Source organism: Arthrobacter sp. MYb214 (genome assembly GCF_002979865.1).
Classification (GTDB): Bacteria; Actinomycetota; Actinomycetes; order Actinomycetales; family Micrococcaceae; genus Glutamicibacter.
Genome location: NZ_PCPZ01000001.1, coordinates 264,146 through 277,675, shown reverse-complemented (window position 1 = coordinate 277,675; position 13,530 = coordinate 264,146). Strand labels below are relative to the sequence as shown.

Sequence of the window (13,530 nt, the reverse complement as noted above, 5' to 3'; positions counted from 1 at the left end):
TTACCTAGCTATTTTCCAAGTTCTGGCGAAGGTGAGCGGCGATGGCCAGATCATCCTCGGTCGGTGCTGCATGCCCTTGCTGGTCTGCAACCGTCCACGCGACCCGCAGGAGGCGGTGGATGGCACGCGCAGAGAGCCCGCGTCGTGTGGCGAGTTGTTCAAGCGCCGCCCGGGTCTTGGCCGAGTATTCCAGTTCATTCCTGAGGATCTGAGTTGGTATTTGCGCGTTGCAAGCAATAGAGAACTTTCCCAGCCGCTCCTTGCTGCGTGCCCGGGTGGCCAAGACGCGTTCACGCACCTGTGCACTGGATTCATTTGGTACTCCGCTAAGAAGCTGTGCCTGCGCTACCGGATTGACTCTGACTTGCAGATCCACACGGTCGAGGATGGGTCCTGAAAGCCGGGCGAAATAGCGCCGGCGGGCCATGGGCGTACAGGTGCACCCGGTACCGGTGCCGAAGTTTTTTCCGCAGGGACACGGATTGGAGGCCATGATGAGTTGGAAACGGGCCGGCAACCGCTGGTGGCCGCGTGTCCGCGCGAGGTTGATATAGCCTTCCTCGATCGGTTGGCGAAGCGCATCAAGTACTCCGGTTTGGAATTGCGCTGCTTCATCGAGGAATAGAATGCCCTGGTGCGCGCGGGTAATGGCCCCGGGAATGAGTTGTGCGGTTCCGCCGCCAATCAGGGCTGAGCGGGACGCGGTGTGGTGCGGTGCCACAAAAGGCGGGGTGCGTTGCAGCTGGTCCAATTCCCCGGATCCGCCCCGAGTAATGGAATGCACCGCGGTGGCTTCAAGGGCTTGTACGTCATCAAGTGGCGGCAGAATCGATGGCAGGCACTTGGCCAGCATGGTTTTGCCGGCGCCGGCCGGTCCGACCATGATCAGGTGGTGCCCGCCGGCCGCGGCCAGTTCCAAGGCGAGCCGTGCTTCCTGCTGCCCGTTGACCAGGCCCAGGTCCGCATCGCCCGAGGCAGCAGTTCCTGCGGCAGGGCCGGCAGATTCGGTAGGCGCCTGCGGCTGCCGGTGGCGCAGGTAAGTGGTGACCTGTTCGGCTGGGGCTCCGCAGCAGGTGAGAACCTGTCCCAGATGGCGTAGCGCCATGACCTCGATTCCATGCACCAGCCTCGCTTCTGCCCCGTTAGACTCGGCCACGATCACCCGGTCAAGACCATGGACCTTGGCTAGCTGCACCGCTGGCAGCACCCCGGGTACTGGCCGCAAGGTGCCATCCAAGCCGAGTTCCGCCATGTACAGCGTGCTCGGTGACGCGAACAGCTGTTGATCAGCGGCCAAGGCGGCGATGACGATGGCCAGATCGAAAGCTGATCCATACTTGGGCAGGGTGGCTGGCGAAAGATTGACCGTCAGTTTCCGGTTTGCCAGAGGAATCCCTGAATTCCTTGCCGCGGCTTTGATTCGTTCACGGGCCTCGCTCAAAGATGCATCGGGCAAGCCCAGCAGGACGAATCCTGGGATGCCGTTGCCGAGGTCGGCCTCGACTTCCACCAGTGAGGCGCTGACCCCGTGCAGGGCCACTGCGCTGGTGCGCGCGGTGCTCATGAGCGCACGTTCTCATGCAGCCGGCATTCGAACCCTGTTGTTGTCAGATAGACCTCGACGATGTCCACGCGAAGTTCGGCGAGAAACATGCGATGGCATTGGGCCCAGGAAATCAGCAGCCTGTTGAGCCGGCGGAATTTTTCCGCGCTGATCGCCTCGAAGCCTGATCCATAGCGTTGCGAGGACCTCGTTTTGACTTCGATGGCGGTGATCTGACCGTTGCCGGCTCTTGCTACCAGGTCCAGCTCCCCTGCTGGGCATCTCCAATTGCGATCGAGAATTTCGTAGTGCTGCCCGGTGAGAAATGCGGCGGCAGCTTGTTCGCCATCGGTCCCTAGGCGTTGCTTCGCGGTCTGCATGTTTGCTCCTCGATGTCTGCGATCCGTAATGGAAACATCGTCGGAGAATTATGGTCCACAGCGGCGGCGCCCGCCGCGGAATGTGGACAATTCGCTTTAAGCGAGATCGCCGGCTCTGTTCCAGGAACAGAGCCAGCGATCGAATGCCGCAGTGCCTCTTGTTAGGAGCCCAGCCCATCCTTCGGGATCTGGAACTCGTCAGGGTTCAGTTCTTCGACGTTGACGTCCTTGAAGGTCAGCACCTTGACGGACTTCACGAAGCGCCCTTGGCGGTAGATGTCCCAGACCCACGCGTCGGTGAGGTTCAACTCGAAGTACACTTCCCCGGCGTTGGACAGGGTCTTCACGTCCACTTGGTTGGCCAGGTAGAAGCGGCGCTCGGTCTCGACCACGTAATTGAACAGCCCCACCACGGTCTTGTACTCGCGGTATAGCTGCAGTTCCATGTCGGACTCGTAGTTTTCCAGGTCGTCGGCAGCCATCACTTTGCTTTCTTTGTCGTGGCTTCACCTTGGGCCTGATCAGCACCCGAAGTCAAGTTCCAGCTCTTGCGGTGGTAGTCGCAGGGACCCTGCGCAACGATCGCGGCACGATGCGCAGCGGTGGCATACCCCTTGTTGATCTCCCAGCCGAAGGCCGGATGCTCGGTGGCCAGATCAACCATGATTCCATCGCGTTCGACCTTGGCCAGGATGGAAGCTCCGGCGATCGCCTGGCAGGTCATGTCGCCTTTGATGATGGTCGTCACCGGGATGTGCAGGCCCACGGGTTCGCGGTCATCGGCCAGGATGTCGAAGAGATCCGGTTCCGGTGCGGTCAGCCAGTCGTAGCTGCCATCCAGAAGCGCCGCCTCGGGCTGTACCGCGCACAGCTCCATGGCCCGCGATCCGGCCAGGCGCAGGGCGCCAGTAACTCCCAGCTCATCGATTTCAGCCGCAGAGGCATGCCCGACGCCGTAGCCCACGGCCCACTGGCGAACTGGATCGACCAGTTCCGTACGGGTTTCCGGGCTCAGCAGCTTGGAGTCGCGCAGCGCTGGGAACTCCGTGACCTGCTCAATATCTATCACCGTCATGCCGACGGTAATCGGACCAGCCAAGGCGCCGCGTCCCACCTCATCGACCGCTGCGATATAGCGGAACCCATGCTTGGCTGCCAAGGCGCGCTCATGTTCTAGCGTGGTTGCCTTGCTCTTCAAAACGGCCATGGGCGGTGCCCCTACTTCGCCACTGCGTGCGGGACGTTGGCAAAGACTTCTTCGTGCGAGTCGACGATGCCCCAGCGCGAGGTTGGCCAAGAGATCACCGAAGCGCGGCCCTGGACGGATTCGAGGTCGACGAAGCCACCCTGGCGATCGGCGTGGAAGCGGGAATCCGCGCTGGCGCCTCGGTGATCACCCATCACCCAGATTTTTCCCTCTGGGACGGTCGCCTTGAATTCCATGTCTGACGGGCTGTCGCCGTCAAAGATGTACGGCTCGTCTATGGGCTCGCCGTTGATCGTGATGGCACCTTCCGCGGTGCAGCATTCCACGGTGTCACCGGGCATGCCGATGATGCGCTTGACCAGGTACTGCTCATCAGCCGCTGGCAGCACTCCGACAAAGGAGAGCGCATTCTGGAACGCGGTGGGGTACTCGGTCAGCGGTGGCAGCCATTCCTGGTCATCGCGGAAGACGACGACGTCGCCACGTTCCAGCTCGAACGGCCCGGGAACCATGAGGTTGGCGAAAATCCTGTCGTTGACCTCGAGGGTATGCTCCATGGAGCCTGACGGGATGTAGTAGGCACGGAAGAAGAAGGTCTTGATCACGAACGAGAGCAACAGCGCGATCGCGATGATGATGACAATCTCGCGGACGAAGCGCCATATTTTGTATAGGGGTCCCCTGCTTGGAGGAGTCTCTGCTGATGCTGCGCTCACGATTCGATTAGTACCTTCCATTGTCGCGTGTAATCCCCATCTTACGTGTCTTGCCAGGCGCAACGGATCATTGCATAGCCACGGCCAGTTGCCCAGAAACGCACCAATGGCCAGGTCCGTCGCCGGGCCTGGCCATTGGTGCGTCCGTTCAAGCGGGCTGCGGGCTACTGGGTGGCAGCAGGCGACATGATGCCACCGCTCTGCTTGTAGTCCACGGGGATTTCGCCGATGGGCTTCTCAGCTTCAATCAGCTTTTGGACTTCGTCCAGCTGGCTCTTATCCACCGACAGGGTGATGCCGCCCGTTTCAGGATTCAGCGTGTATGCATGGATGGCAGTGCGCACGGGGTTGTCCTGCTTGCCCTGCCACTTCATGATTTCGGAAATCGCCGAACGAAGCTCCTCGCTGCTGAATTGGACTAGGTGCCCGATAGCCCCGGCTTCTTCAATAACGGATAGCTGCTCTTCGCTGGTCGTCGAAACATTCAGCTGCCCGTCCTTGATCCAACCCTGGACGTATTCATCGCCCAAGGCTTCGGAGAGCTGGTCATTGGTCTGGAGCAATGCGTCTTGGTCCACGGTGTTCCCGCTCGATTTTTCTGTTTGCTGCGAGGGTTCCGATGCCGTGGCGCTGGCCCTAGCCTGCGCACCTGGATCGGTTCCCTGACCACAGCCGGTTAGCAATAGGGCAGCCATGGCGGCAGTAGAGGCCAGCATGATTGGCGTGCGTGAAGCTCTAGCGTTGAAATTCATAATTTACACCTCGGTGATATTCACGTTGCCGCAACGATCTTAGCTTTGAGACTAGTGCCGAAATCGTAGAGCAACCAAGGAACTACATGTGTGCCAAGTAAAAATGCCCCGCTACTTGTTCTCAAGTAGCGGGGCATTTTCAGCAGGACCCAGTCCCGCCGGAACAGAATCCCTTAGCCGTGGCGACGTGCGTTGCGGCGGAACAGCAGGAATGCCGCACCGGCCAGGGCCATTGCGCCACCGGCGGCGATCAGCGGAACGCTGTTCGAACCGGTATCCGCCAAAGGATCGTCCTTCTTAGGAGTTTCCTTTGGAGTTGCAGACTTGCTTGGCTCGTCGTCCTTCTGGTCCTTCGGAGCTTCCGACTTATCGTCCTCCGAAGCGGAAGGAGAGGTGCTCTCCGATGGCTTGTCGCTTTCTTCTTCGGAAGGCGATGGCGAGGTGCTCTCGGAAGGCTCCGTAGTTGGTTCCTCAGTAGGTTCCTCAGTAGGCTCCTCAGTCGGTTCCTCGGTAGGCTCCTCAGTCGGTTCCTCGGTAGGCTCCTCAGTCGGTTCCTCGGTAGGCTCCTCAGTCGGTTGCTCGGTTGGAGTCGGCGTCGGAGTCGGCGCAGCAACGATCACGACGTCGGCGTTGACCCGCTCAGAGGTGTTGAAGCCGTTCTTGGCCACAACGCTGAACGCAAACTTTCCTGCTTCTTCCGGGGCAGGGAATGAGAAGTTTCCTTCAGCGTCCAGCTCCACCTTCTTGTAGAGCTTGCCGTCAACGACCACACGGATGATGGTGCCAGCCGGAGCATTGGCAAGGGTACCGGTGATTGCTTCACCAGGTTCAACTTCAGTACCGTTTTCCACCGTGATGGCAGGGGTATTGATATGGAATTTCAGCGTGTAGCCATCAATGTAGCCCTTGTCGAAGACATCATCGAGCGAGGTGTACATGGCGATGTCATCAGCGGTGTTTTCCTTCAGGTCTTCACCTGCGGCGTTGGCCGAGTTGATGCCTGCCGCCTTGCTGCCTACGAGCATTGGGCCACCGGAGTCACCCTGGTCAAGCACGCTCTGGCCAGGATTTTCAGCGACATAGCCAGCAACTGAACGGTAGGTCTTATCCGAGCCACCAACGAAGAAGACGCCTTCACCGATAATCGGGGAGCAGCTCCAACCGGTCGTACGACCCGAAGAGCAAGCTTCCGACCCGACGAGAGCCTTGGTCGTGCCAGTCACGTTGATAACTTCGTCGCGAGGTTCCTTGCCGTCAGCCCATTCGGACACAGCAGCGTGCAAGTTCAGCGCAGGATTGATGTTATCGATCACCGAGATGTCCGTGCCTGGTTCCAGGTTATTGAACTCTTCCTCGGTCATGGAGTCCAGCTCTTCGGCGGATAGGCCCGAATTACCCGGACCACCGAACTGGTTGAATCCAAAAGTACCCAGCTCGGCACCCAGAATTGGCGATTGGCCTGGAACCGACTGTTCGGCAAGGCCCAAAATCCTGGTGGCGCCATCTTCCGAGCAGTGCCCAGCCGAGATGATGGCATCTTCGCCCTCTGCGGTCCACGCGGTGAATCCGAGCGAGCAGACGGTCGACTTACTAGTAGGTGCGCCGGACTTGTCCATTGCGTAACCCAAGGCGCCGTAAATATCCTCTGCGGCGGTGGTCTTGGCAACACCCGAGCTTTCTACACCGTCAACGTGCGTAGCTTCGCTGACGAACTGCTCAACGGTCAGCTTCTCAGGCAGGGAGCCAGCGGACTTGGACTTCAGGTCGTCCGCAGCTTCCTTCTCGTCGAAGCCCTTTGCATAGATCTTCAAGCCATCGTTGGTCTGAAGGATAGCGGTGATGCGCTTCAGTTCCTTCGGCTCGATGTTGGCCAAGAGCTCGGTGTAGACCTTGTCTACGGTCTTGACCTGCGAGTCGACTTCGGTCACCACGATAGGAGCCGGAGCTGCACTGGCCTTGACGATTTCCTTGGCCTTGGCAGCGTCCTTCTTGCTTACGGTGATCTCGGCTTTGCCGTCCTTCACCGAGGCAGTGGCGTCAATGCCTTTAGCATTCAGTTCGTCGCGGACCTTGGAAGCAGCGTCGCTGGTCTCCCCGTCCTTGACGTACTCTTCAACGGACTTATTGAGGTCCTTCTCAATAGCCTTGCCGAGCCCCTCGGTGTCCAGAGCGGTTTCGCTGGCCAAAGGCTTCTCGCTTGCCGTAGCGGACGCAGACGGCGATTCGGAGGCCGTTGGCGCCGCTGCGGCAGGCATGAAGCTAGAGCCGACCACCAAGGCGGTCGCGGCTGCTGCAACGATGCCGCGTTGCGCAGTCTTCTTTTTTGGATGTGGCATTAATGCTTCTCCCAGATTTATGGTGCGAGTGCCCGCGCGTCCCCTTACCTAAGGGCGCGCGCGTAAGCACAGGTGTTGTTACCAAAATGAAACAATACTTGGTTCGGACACAGCTTTTCAACCATCGAATCCAACAAAAATATAAATTCCAGAACCCGTTTCACCTAGTCAAATAGCTCTACCCTCATCTAGCTTGGTTGCAACTTACGTGCCAGTAGTATTGGTTTAAGATTGGACTTCTCTTTCTAATCCCTAGTCAGCTTGGTGAATCCTGAGTGTTGTCGCGAAATTTACACACCAATTGCACAGCAAATCGGGTGGGATGGAAATCCATCCGAATTAATTCCATTAACCTAGAAAAATAGCGCCAGATGGGTAGTTCTACCCATCTGGCGCTATCAAAATCGCCGGTTGCTACGGCGTGTCATCTGATTACTGAATGCTGATCGAGCGGCCAAATCACCTCGGTCGCTTTGCCCGTGACGCGCTCGACGCTGATCATTCCGCCGCCGCTTGCGCCCAGCAATGCCCGCGAATCCTTGGAAGTGGAGCGGTGATCGCCCATGACCCACAAGCGGCCAACTGGCACTTCTACGGAAAATTTCTGGTCGCTCGGAGCATCCCCGGCGAAGATGTACTGCTCGTCTGCAGGCTCGCCGTTGACGAGCAGTCGCCCATCAGCGCTGCAGCATTCCACGGTGTCTCCCCCAACGCCAATGACGCGCTTGACGTACTTATTGCTGCTGCCGGTGAGGCTGAACGCCCCCAGCAGATCATCAGCGAAGCTGGCCTTGGCGTAGGGCAGGAACGAGCCGCGGCCATCGAAGACGATGATGTCTCCGCGTTGCGGTTCGGCATCCGAGTAAGCGCGGCGGTCTACGGCGATGCTCTGGCCAGGGTTGAGCGTGGATTCCATGGAGTTGGACTCGATATGGAAGACGTCGATCAGGGTGGCGCGAATGACGATGGTGGCCAGCAGACCAAGAGTGATGGCGAGTACAGCGAAGCGCCAGACCCATGAAAAGGCCCGGCGCTTCATTGTTGCCCGCTCAGTGCGTGCAATCCGGTTCATTGAAGAACGCAGATTACTTCTTTGCGCTGAAGTCGCGCTTCTCGCGGATGCGAGCAGCCTTGCCGTGACGATCGCGCATGTAGTACAGCTTTGCACGACGAACGTCACCCTTGGTCACAACCTCAATCTTGTCGATGATTGGGGAGTGAACTGGGAAGGTACGCTCAACACCGGTGCCGAAGGAAACCTTGCGAACGGTGAAGGTCTCGCCAACACCCTGGCCCTGGCGACCAAGGACGTAGCCCTGGAAGACCTGAACACGGGAGTTCTTGCCTTCGATGATGTTGACGTGAACCTTCAGGGTGTCGCCTGGGCCGAAGGCTGGAACGTCGGAGCGCAGCGAGGCTGCGTTAACAGAGTCAAGAATATGCATAGTGCATCTCCTAGGATCAATGCCGCAGGTCACCGAATCCTCGTAGCGGGGCCCGACACCGGTCGAAACCAGTGAAATCCCCGGAACGTTGTACCACCGATTGCCTCTAGCAAACGGTGCGGCGGTCTTCTGTGGCTCGAACTTCCCCCTGCGGCAGGAGTCGAACAAAAACACACCAAGAAACAATTATGCCGTATCAGCGAAGCCGATGCGAGTTTGCCCGAAATGGCTTTCGAGTGATTTTGGCCTCTTAGTCGCTCTCGGTGCCAGCGCCGGTAGCCCAGTCCAATTCGGACTTGGGGGTTATGGCACCGTCAACGAGCGCGAATCCGCTGTGCCACAGGGCATCGCGGTCCCTGCGGTTCAGGCTCTCAGCATCCAGCTGCGTGATCAGGTCGGGGCGACGCGCTGCGGTGCGCTTGATCTGCTCGTCGCGGCGGAACCGTCCCACCCGCTGGTGGTTGCCACCGAGCAGCACCTCGGGGACATCGCGGCCGCGCCAGGAGGCCGGCTTGGTGTACACCGGGTATTCCAGCAGAACATCCGAGTGGGATTCTTCTACCAGCGATTCCGGGTTGCCGATGACTCCTGGGATCAGCCGGGCGATGGCTTCCACCATCACCATCACGGCCACTTCTCCCCCGTTGAGCACGTAATCGCCGATGGATACGGGGATGACGTTGAAGTTCTCGTGCGCGTATTCGATGACGCGCTCATCGATGCCTTCGTAGCGGCCGCAGGCGAAGACCAGATGCTCTTCCTCGGCAAGGTCGTAAGCCATCTGCTGGTTGAAGACGGCGCCTGCAGGCGAAGGGACAATCAGGGTTGGCTTGGGGCCGCCAGCATCGGCTGGGCGCACCGCGTCCAGTGCCTGTCCCCATGGTTCCGGCATCATCACCATGCCGGCGCCGCCACCGTACGGGGTGTCGTCGACCTTGCGGTGCTTGTCGGCAGTGAAGTCGCGCAGGTTGGTGACGTTCAGATCCAGGATGCCGTCTTCGGCGGCGCGGCCGATCAGCGAAAGCGAGAGTGGCTGGAGGTACTCAGGGAAAATCGAGATGACGTCAAGACGCATGGCTTACTCTTGTCCCTCTTCGTCGCTGCAGTCTTCATCGCTGTTCAAGGTCAGCAGGCCTGCCGGCGGGGTGATGACCACGATGCCGGCTTCCGGATCGATCTCCGGGACGAATTCGTCGACGAACGGGAGGTAGATCTCCTGGCCGTCAGCGTCTTCGAAGACCAACAGGTCCTGGGCGGGATTGGTGCGCAGTGCGGTGATGGTACCGACCTGCTCGCCATCGAGCATGACCTTCAGGTCCAGCAGTTCATGCTCGTACCATTCGTCCGAGTCGTCTTCCGGCTCGTCGGAAACTTCAATCTCAAGGCGCGCGCCGCGCAGGGTTTCAGCCTGGTTGCGGTCGGCGATTTCCTTGAAGGAGAGCAGCAGGATGGTCTTGTTCCAGCGCGCATTGGCGATGGTCAGCGTCTTGACAGGGCCGTCGACGACGATGAGTTCTTCGCCAGCGGTGAAGCGCTCTTCCGGGGTGTCGGTCATGACCTGGGCGGTGACTTCGCCACGGATGCCGTGGGGCTTGCCGATGCGGGCAACCTGCAATCGCATAGTCTGCTGCTCTTTCTGCACTGTGTTCCGTGGCGTGTGCCGGGAGACTGGAATGGAAATTCTAGGGGTAAACACGAAAGGAGTTTCCGTCACTAGTTAGGACGGAAACTCCTTTCGTTTCGAAGCCAACTTAAAAGCCAGACCTCTAAGTTGCTTAGCCTCGGCGACGGTCGGTGTCGATTACATCGACACGTACCGGCTCCTTGGCCAACGCTGCCATTACGGTGCGCAGTGCTCGTGCGGTGCGTCCCTGGCGTCCGATCACACGACCGAGATCCTCAGGGTTCACACGTACTTCGAGCAGGTCGCCGCGGCGGGTGGACTTCAAGGCGACCTTGACGTCTTCCGGTTCCTCGACAACCCCGCGTACCAGGTGGTCTAGCGCGTCAACGAGCACTGTTACTCAGCCTCGGTAGCTTCGGCCTCTGCCTCTTCAGCAGCTGGCTTTTCAGCCTTCTTGGTGATTGCCTCTGGGAGGATCACCGAACCCTTGTCAGGAGCAACGAATGCTGGCTTAGGCTCGGCAACCTTGTAGGTGCCTTCCTGGCCATCGATGCCCTTGAACTTCTGCCAGTCACCGGTGATCTTCAGCAGTGCGTGTACCTGCTCGGTTGGCTGAGCGCCAACGGACAGCCAGTACTGTGCACGATCCGAATCGATCTCGATAACCGATGGGTTCTCGGTTGGGTGGTACTTGCCGATCTCCTCGATGGCACGGCCATCGCGCTTAGCGCGCGAGTCCATGACGACAACGCGGTAGAAAGGTGCGCGCATCTTACCGAAGCGCTTCAGACGAATCTTTACGGCCACTTTTGTGGTCTCCTGTTTCTCAACATGGTCGAATCCAATTTTTAGCACCTGTGGGGCAGGCCTTACTGGTCGGATTCTAAAAGGACAGGACTCATAGCGGAGAGAGGGGCCACTGCGAATCGAGTACCCTGCAATTATGCCAGAGAGCGTGCGCGGTGGCCAACTCTAATTGGCCCCGCGCGTCGGGCGAAGATCATGAGCTTGCTCACCCTGGGGCCTGCGCCCAGCTGCAGCTTCTAGCATTGAGTGCATGACCGTTGCTTCCGCCTTGCTGGGTTTCAGTATAGTTGCCGCCCTGATGACGTTGATTCCGGGTGTCGATACCGCGCTGATCCTGCGATCGGCCATTGCCCGGGGACGCGGTGAAGCGCTGCTGGCGGCGCTGGGGATCTGCACGGGAGTATTCGTTTGGGGTGTGGCCGCGGCCGCGGGAGCTTCGGCAATTCTGGCCGCCTCATCCCTGGCCTACCAGGTGCTGGCCTATGCCGGCGCAGCCTATCTGGTGTTCCTGGGCGGGCAGATGATCCATCGGAGCCTGCGGGGCAAGCAGTTGGCCACGATCCATGTCCCGGTATCGCACAGCAGGTATCGAACCTACCTGACCGGGCTGGTGACCAACGTGCTGAACCCGAAGATCGGCGTCTTCTATATCGCCGCGATCCCGCAGTTCACCCCGGCGGGCACCAACGCCCTATTCATGGGCATGGGGCTATCGGCGGTGCATGTTGCACTGACCCTGGTGTGGGCAGTGGCCTTGGTATACGGGGTTCGGATCGCTGGCCGCTGGCTGGGCTCAGCGAAGTCGGTGTCCTGGATGGACCGGATCACCGGGACAGTGCTGATCGGGTTCGGACTGAAAGTTGCGCTCTCGCGCCCATAGCATCTTGGCCACGCCGGCAGGTGCAGCAGTTCGCGGCTCCGGGTGCTCAGGCGGCCACCGGAACACTGTTTCTTCGCGGTACCTGCATCGGGTCCAGGTGCTTGGGCAGCAGGATGTGAGCCAGTCCCCCAACGGTAACCAGGGTCAGCAATCCTGCATGAATGGCATGGTGGTGCCTCCGGCACAGGCAGCTGCCATTGCGCGATGAAGTGCACCCGCCACGTTCCCACCAGTTGTCGTGATGGTATTCGAGCATTTCAGGCGGTGCGGTGCATCCCGGGACGATGCATCCGCGGTCGCGGGCGAAAATTGCGCGCTTCATTGCATCCGTGAAGAAGCGTTCCTTGCGTCCTACATCCAGCGGTTGCCCATCGGGTCCGAAGACCACCCGGTAGATCTCGCCTTGGCAGATCAGCTGTGCGGTGTCCGCGGAATCGAGTTTCACCCCGTGGTCGGAGGTGGCGCGAAGCTTGGCCGGATCTCCAAGATCCTGCGGATCGCGCAACTGGATATGGATGCCGATCCTTGGAATGATTCCATTGGGCGCGGCACCTGCCGTGCGCCCTCTCAGCGCGGCCAATAGTGCGTTGAGCCGGCGCTGGGCCACCGGAACCTCCCCATCGCCAAGCAGCAGGGACGCTTGGAGGCCTTCGCCTGCTCCGCCTGCGCCGCGCGTTTCCTGCTCATCAACAAGCTTGTCAGGTTGTTGCTGCGCTCCGGACAAGGATTCTTCCTCCCCGTGCCCGTCCTGGGCCCATGGCGGTGGTGGTTCCTTGCTGCTGAACAGGTCGTCGGTGGCTGATTGCCCGGCATTTGCCCCGGGATCCGCTTCCTGCTGGTCCTCTGAGGCGTTCTGGCCATCATCAGGGGCAGCGCTTGAACCGGATTTGGCGGCACGGGCGGCTTTGCCTGCCTTGGTACGCGGGTTATCGGCCTGGGCCAGGGTGGAGCGGAATTCCTCGCGCTGGGTCCCGGCGATGTAGAGCTCGTACTTGTCGCAGTCGCCCACGGTGCCTCGCGGATAGATGCCGGGTGCCGGGTTCCTGGTTTGCTTGCGGGCCCTGCGCTCAGCGGAAAGCATTGCCGCGAGCTGGGTCTCGCGGGTGGCACGGTCAGGTTCCTGCAGCAGCACGGCGGCTTGGTGATCGAGCAGCTGGCCCTGTTCATCGCGGGCGGACGATTCCAGCGGCCGGCCTTGGAAGCTCGTGTCAGCCGGCTCGAATTTGTCCAGTGCGCGGGCCGTGCGGGCAATCAGCCGCGGGTCCAGGTCCGGCGCTTCGGCGTAGAGCCTGGCCAGCTGGGACAAGCGCGGCGCGGCGGTGCTGCCATCCATGAGGCGCCGGGCGATGAGCAGGTGCGCGTCATTCACCCGGTGCTGCCCCTCATGGGCGTTGATCCCCAGCCAGCTGGCCAGGAAGTCGCCGGTGTTCTGGTAGTGGGCGCGGCCTGAATGCTGGCGGGCGGGGCGGTCGTAACTGGTCCGCGATGCGGAAACGGCCGCCAGCTCATCGTCTTCCAGCAGGTGGGCGCCGGTTGATTCGAGATGGATAGCGCAGTGCAATTGCTCCCGCAGGGTGTAGCGGTAGAGCGTTTCAATCAGCCGTGCATGCCCCGCCGCCACCCGCGGGTCATCGGACTCGCGCAGGGTGCAGGAGAGCTTGGCCAGCAGCGCGCAGCAGGAAGCCATCAGCTCAAGGAGCACTTGGATCGCTCCGCGCGGGAGCGACCCGGTGATGGATTCGCGCAGGATCTGGATCGCTGCGGCTAGCTGGTGGATGCCCATGGACCCATCATGGGCGCGGCCAGAGGCCCGAGCTGGCAGCCATCGCCAACTGTGGAT

15 protein-coding genes are annotated in these 13,530 nt (G+C 60.3%); 1 reads left to right on the top strand and 14 read right to left on the bottom strand.

Annotation, left to right across the window (positions count from 1 at the left end):
- Nucleotides 1-4: 4 nt before the first annotated feature.
- From CQ012_RS01125 to rpsP, 13 genes are all read right to left on the bottom strand, one after another.
- Nucleotides 5-1,564, bottom strand: a complete 1,560-nt coding sequence (locus tag CQ012_RS01125; RefSeq protein ID WP_105657741.1) for a YifB family Mg chelatase-like AAA ATPase — start codon at nucleotides 1,562-1,564, stop codon at nucleotides 5-7.
- The gene (locus CQ012_RS01120; protein ID WP_105661215.1) at nucleotides 1,561-1,923 is read right to left on the bottom strand and encodes a YraN family protein; all 363 of its coding nucleotides are present in this window, start codon (nucleotides 1,921-1,923) and stop codon (nucleotides 1,561-1,563) included. The genes CQ012_RS01125 and CQ012_RS01120 overlap by 4 nt, the downstream gene beginning before the upstream one ends.
- A 161-nt stretch (nucleotides 1,924-2,084) precedes the next feature.
- Nucleotides 2,085-2,405, bottom strand: coding sequence for a DUF2469 domain-containing protein (locus CQ012_RS01115; protein ID WP_105657739.1), 321 nt, complete (start codon nucleotides 2,403-2,405; stop codon nucleotides 2,085-2,087).
- Nucleotides 2,405-3,130: a ribonuclease HII gene (rnhB, locus tag CQ012_RS01110; RefSeq protein WP_105661214.1), complete on the bottom strand. Its 726-nt coding sequence runs from the start codon at nucleotides 3,128-3,130 to the stop codon at nucleotides 2,405-2,407. Before rnhB ends, CQ012_RS01115 begins: the two co-directional genes overlap by 1 nt.
- Before the next feature lie 11 nt (nucleotides 3,131-3,141).
- Nucleotides 3,142-3,846 (bottom strand): signal peptidase I, encoded by a 705-nt coding sequence (gene lepB, locus CQ012_RS01105; RefSeq protein WP_286134539.1) that lies wholly within the window; start codon nucleotides 3,844-3,846, stop codon nucleotides 3,142-3,144.
- A gap of 164 nt (nucleotides 3,847-4,010) precedes the next feature.
- Nucleotides 4,011-4,541: a DUF3558 domain-containing protein gene (locus CQ012_RS01100; RefSeq protein WP_146112883.1), complete on the bottom strand. Its 531-nt coding sequence runs from the start codon at nucleotides 4,539-4,541 to the stop codon at nucleotides 4,011-4,013.
- A gap of 230 nt (nucleotides 4,542-4,771) precedes the next feature.
- Entirely contained in the window at nucleotides 4,772-6,934 is a 2,163-nt protein-coding gene (locus CQ012_RS17365; RefSeq protein WP_146112882.1) for a trypsin-like serine protease, read from the bottom strand.
- A gap of 424 nt (nucleotides 6,935-7,358) precedes the next feature.
- A complete protein-coding gene (lepB, locus tag CQ012_RS01090; RefSeq protein ID WP_105661211.1) occupies nucleotides 7,359-8,006 on the bottom strand; it encodes a signal peptidase I in 648 nt (215 codons plus the stop codon).
- Between the two features lie 13 nt (nucleotides 8,007-8,019).
- Nucleotides 8,020-8,379 (bottom strand): 50S ribosomal protein L19, encoded by a 360-nt coding sequence (gene rplS / locus CQ012_RS01085; RefSeq protein ID WP_105657733.1) that lies wholly within the window; start codon nucleotides 8,377-8,379, stop codon nucleotides 8,020-8,022.
- Between the two features lie 250 nt (nucleotides 8,380-8,629).
- The gene (gene trmD, locus CQ012_RS01080; RefSeq protein WP_105661210.1) at nucleotides 8,630-9,454 is read right to left on the bottom strand and encodes a tRNA (guanosine(37)-N1)-methyltransferase TrmD; all 825 of its coding nucleotides are present in this window, start codon (nucleotides 9,452-9,454) and stop codon (nucleotides 8,630-8,632) included.
- Nucleotides 9,455-9,457: 3 nt separating this feature from the next.
- A complete protein-coding gene (gene rimM / locus CQ012_RS01075; protein ID WP_105661209.1) occupies nucleotides 9,458-10,000 on the bottom strand; it encodes a ribosome maturation factor RimM in 543 nt (180 codons plus the stop codon).
- Between the two features lie 154 nt (nucleotides 10,001-10,154).
- Nucleotides 10,155-10,397 carry an RNA-binding protein gene (locus CQ012_RS01070; protein ID WP_038991490.1) on the bottom strand — a complete coding sequence of 81 codons (243 nt, stop codon included), beginning with the start codon at nucleotides 10,395-10,397 and terminating at the stop codon, nucleotides 10,155-10,157.
- Between the two features lie 2 nt (nucleotides 10,398-10,399).
- Nucleotides 10,400-10,810: a 30S ribosomal protein S16 gene (gene rpsP / locus CQ012_RS01065; RefSeq protein WP_105657730.1), complete on the bottom strand. Its 411-nt coding sequence runs from the start codon at nucleotides 10,808-10,810 to the stop codon at nucleotides 10,400-10,402.
- Between the two features lie 250 nt (nucleotides 10,811-11,060).
- On the opposite strand from rpsP, the gene CQ012_RS01060 reads away from it, so the two are divergent.
- The gene (locus tag CQ012_RS01060; RefSeq protein WP_105661208.1) at nucleotides 11,061-11,690 is read left to right on the top strand and encodes a LysE family translocator; all 630 of its coding nucleotides are present in this window, start codon (nucleotides 11,061-11,063) and stop codon (nucleotides 11,688-11,690) included.
- A 46-nt stretch (nucleotides 11,691-11,736) separates the two neighbouring features.
- Here the strand turns inward: CQ012_RS01060 and CQ012_RS01055 are convergent, their stop codons facing one another.
- Nucleotides 11,737-13,473 (bottom strand): HNH endonuclease signature motif containing protein, encoded by a 1,737-nt coding sequence (locus CQ012_RS01055; protein WP_105661207.1) that lies wholly within the window; start codon nucleotides 13,471-13,473, stop codon nucleotides 11,737-11,739.
- Nucleotides 13,474-13,530: the final 57 nt, after the last annotated feature.

Coding starts and splice junctions, on each gene's coding strand:
- CQ012_RS01055 (WP_105661207.1), bottom strand. CDS start 13,473: ATGGGCATCCACCAGCTAGCCGCAGCGATCCAGATCCTGCGCGAATCC.
- CQ012_RS17365 (WP_146112882.1), bottom strand. CDS start 6,934: ATGCCACATCCAAAAAAGAAGACTGCGCAACGCGGCATCGTTGCAGCA.
- rplS (WP_105657733.1), bottom strand. CDS start 8,379: ATGCATATTCTTGACTCTGTTAACGCAGCCTCGCTGCGCTCCGACGTT.
- CQ012_RS01120 (WP_105661215.1), bottom strand. CDS start 1,923: ATGCAGACCGCGAAGCAACGCCTAGGGACCGATGGCGAACAAGCTGCC.
- CQ012_RS01115 (WP_105657739.1), bottom strand. CDS start 2,405: ATGGCTGCCGACGACCTGGAAAACTACGAGTCCGACATGGAACTGCAG.
- CQ012_RS01125 (WP_105657741.1), bottom strand. CDS start 1,564: ATGAGCACCGCGCGCACCAGCGCAGTGGCCCTGCACGGGGTCAGCGCC.
- lepB (WP_105661211.1), bottom strand. CDS start 8,006: ATGAACCGGATTGCACGCACTGAGCGGGCAACAATGAAGCGCCGGGCC.
- trmD (WP_105661210.1), bottom strand. CDS start 9,454: ATGCGTCTTGACGTCATCTCGATTTTCCCTGAGTACCTCCAGCCACTC.
- CQ012_RS01060 (WP_105661208.1), top strand. CDS start 11,061: ATGACCGTTGCTTCCGCCTTGCTGGGTTTCAGTATAGTTGCCGCCCTG.
- rnhB (WP_105661214.1), bottom strand. CDS start 3,130: ATGGCCGTTTTGAAGAGCAAGGCAACCACGCTAGAACATGAGCGCGCC.
- CQ012_RS01100 (WP_146112883.1), bottom strand. CDS start 4,541: ATGGCTGCCCTATTGCTAACCGGCTGTGGTCAGGGAACCGATCCAGGT.
- rimM (WP_105661209.1), bottom strand. CDS start 10,000: ATGCGATTGCAGGTTGCCCGCATCGGCAAGCCCCACGGCATCCGTGGC.